Origin of the sequence: uncultured Streptococcus sp. (genome assembly GCF_963456385.1) — a bacterium.
Lineage (GTDB): Bacteria > Bacillota > Bacilli > Lactobacillales > Streptococcaceae > Streptococcus.
Map to the genome: position 1 here is coordinate 1 of NZ_CAUOLF010000040.1, position 2,929 is coordinate 2,929.

Sequence of the window (2,929 nt, forward strand, 5' to 3'; positions counted from 1 at the left end):
ATATTAGTATATCACCCAACCACACCTCCTGTCAATACCTTTTTCTAATTTTTTTTAAATTTTCTAGACTTTTTTATTCATCAGAGGTCAGCTCTATTAAAGAGAGGGAAGATAAGCTTCCTCACCTAGTCGACGGGAGACTAAACCAGCTCTCGCCAGCTGAAGCAAACTCTTTGCGAATTCATAAATATGCTCTCTTTCACTTGCAGACAACTCTTTTTTAGAAAACTTTCTTCTTAAATCTTTGTAATCCCGGCCTTCCTCCTGAAAGAAGGGAGCGTCTTGTAAATAGGCTTTTACATTCTCCAAGTTTTCTAAAATACCAAGATGAAAAGCGGCAGAAGCAAAAGTTTTATCAAAAGGCTGGGTGCAGACGCTCCGAAACTCTACTGTCCCCCGTGTCGTCAAATCTTGATACTGGTAACTTCTGTGATTCTTGAAGTCCGCTTCCCTCGGAGTCAAGTTTACTTTTTCACCTGAAAGGCTATAAGCCTCAATAGTTTTCTGACTCATGTATTCATTAGCAGCTATAGGATAGAAATAGTAGGATTTACCTTCCCGTTCAGCAGTGAAAAGCGCAGATTTACTAAGATAAGCAAAAAATTCATCTTCAGTTTGAAAATCTTTTGAATTCACACCCGCATTTTCCTGTAAAATGCCATGCATCGATTGCTCCCAGAAAATATCCCGAGCTATTTTTGTATCCCAAGAAGAATCTGAAAACTCTGAATTGGCAAAGAGGTATGCTTTAGCAGCTTCAATTTGATTGAAGACATTGATGACGCTTAAATAATTTTCTCTTGAGACATCCAGCTGAACTTGACTTCCACAAATAAAAGCACCATATTCTGGATAATTGTGCAAACCTTCCATGTTCTTTCCCATAGCTAAATACTGCATCAGCATTTCATATCTTGGATATTTAACTGGACTATTATCATTTTCAGCCCATAAAGGATGAATACCTTCTCCTTGAATTTCATGGTTTTCTTCGCGCAGAATTGGCTGAATAATGTCTAGATACTTCTTAAAACGCTCTTCAACTTCTTGAATTCTACTAGCCTTGGCAAAAGCAAATTCCAAAGTATTGTAAGAGACCTCAAAAAGAATCCTGTCTTCATTTTTAATAGATTTCAGTTGGATGGGATTGCCATCTCTATCAAATCGTTCCGACTCAAAATCATACTCTTCCAATAGACGCTTCAAAAGATTCTTGGCAACATTTGTATCCGTCGCTCCGCCCTGGCAATTGACAATAGGAAATTCTAACTCAATGCCAATGTAGACAGTTGGATTTTCTTTAATATTCTTTAAATAACGCTCTTTTAAAATTTGGATTGAATCAGTCATTTCCATTTCCTATAAATTTTTGATAGTGTTAGAGTATTATAACAAAATTTCAGGTATTTTCCTAGCTTCATGCAAAAACGCCTGCTTACGAAATTGTTTTTGCCTTAAAAGCAATTTCGTAAACAAGCGTCTACCTATTATCAACTATATGATGAGTGTTCCCGCTAGGACAAAATCCTAGCGGTAGACCAGAGCTAGACTAAGAATAGAGATTCTATTCCATCATCATAACACTCAACAAAGATTGATGATCTTATACTAATTCGATGATTGCCATTGGCGCAGCATCTCCGCGGCGCGGTTCAGTTTTCAGGATACGAGTATATCCACCGTTGCGCTCTGCATAGCGTGGTGCAATCTCAGAGAACAATTTTTGAAGAGCAGTAGTTGTAGTATACTTTTCTGTTGCTTCATCATAGTTTTCTGATGCGATTTCATTGCGTACAAAAGCTGCAGCTTGACGACGAGCGTGCAAGTCTCCACGTTTGCCCAATGTAATCATTTTTTCAACTGTTTTACGGATTTCTTTAGCACGAGCTTCAGTTGTCACGATTGATTCGTTGATCAGCAAATCAGTAGTCAAATCGCGAAGCATTGCTTTACGTTGTGAGCTAGTGCGTCCTAGTTTACGGTAAGCCATGTATTCCTCCTTTATTTATCGTTTTTTAACCCCAGACCGAGATCAGCAAGTTTAACTTTTACTTCTTCTAGACTCTTACGTCCTAAGTTACGAACTTTCATCATTTCAGGCTCAGATTTTTCTGTCAAATCAAATACAGTATTGATACCTGCACGTTTCAAACAGTTGTATGAGCGAACTGACAAATCTAATTCTTCGATTGTCCGTTCCAAAATGCGGTCATCAGAAGTCTTTTCTGCTTCCTTCATAACGTCTGCAGCGATAGCTACTTCTGTCAGGTTAGTGAAGAGATTCAAATGTTCCGTAAGGATGCGGGCTGAAAGTCCCAAAGCATCTTCTGGAATAATTGTTCCATTCGTTAAAATTTCAAGGGTTAGTTTGTCAAAACCATCGTTGCTACCAACACGAGCTGGCTCAACCTGGTAATTAACTTTTGTCACTGGCGTATAGATAGAATCCACCGCAAGTGTTCCCACTGGTGCATCATCTTTCTTATTTTCATCTGCAGGCACATAACCACGACCGCTGTTGACAGTCATCGTTGCCTTAAAGCTTGCGCCTTCTCCGATTGTAAAGAGATAATGATCAGGGTTTATAATTTCAATATCACTGTCTGTCAAAATGTCTCCGGCAGTTACTTCTGCTGGTCCTTCAACATCCAGTTCAATAATCTTTTCGTCTTGGACGTAAGATTTTACAGCAATCCCTTTGACGTTCAGAATAATTTGCATCACGTCTTCGCGGACACCGGAAATTGTATCAAACTCGTGCAAAACACCTTCAATATTAATTGAAGTAACAGCAGCACCTGGAAGTGAAGCCAAAAGCACACGGCGAAGAGAATTTCCCAGTGTTGTACCATAGCCACGCTCAAGCGGCTCTACTACAAACTTGCCATAATCTTTATTTTCATCAATTTTTGTTATATTTGGTTTTTCA

3 protein-coding genes are annotated in these 2,929 nt (G+C 38.9%); all 3 read right to left on the reverse strand.

Translation table 11 applies throughout. The features are described 5' to 3' along the window. Positions 1–96: 96 nt before the first annotated feature. Entirely contained in the window at positions 97–1,356 is a 1,260-nt protein-coding gene (locus RP262_RS11155) for a gamma-glutamylcysteine synthetase (protein ID WP_311155190.1), read from the reverse strand. Between the two features lie 247 nt (positions 1,357–1,603). Next, positions 1,604–1,990, reverse strand: coding sequence for a 50S ribosomal protein L17 (gene rplQ, locus RP262_RS11160; RefSeq protein ID WP_002894521.1), 387 nt, complete (start codon positions 1,988–1,990; stop codon positions 1,604–1,606). An 11-nt stretch (positions 1,991–2,001) separates the two neighbouring features. Next, the coding region (locus RP262_RS11165) for a DNA-directed RNA polymerase subunit alpha (protein ID WP_311155191.1) at positions 2,002–2,929 on the reverse strand (928 nt) is incomplete at its 5' end.

Bases quoted from the DNA above. Each gene is read 5' to 3' on its own strand.
- RP262_RS11155 (WP_311155190.1), bottom strand. From the start codon at position 1,356: ATGGAAATGACTGATTCAATCCAAATTTTAAAAGAGCGTTATTTAAAG.
- rplQ (WP_002894521.1), bottom strand. From the start codon at position 1,990: ATGGCTTACCGTAAACTAGGACGCACTAGCTCACAACGTAAAGCAATG.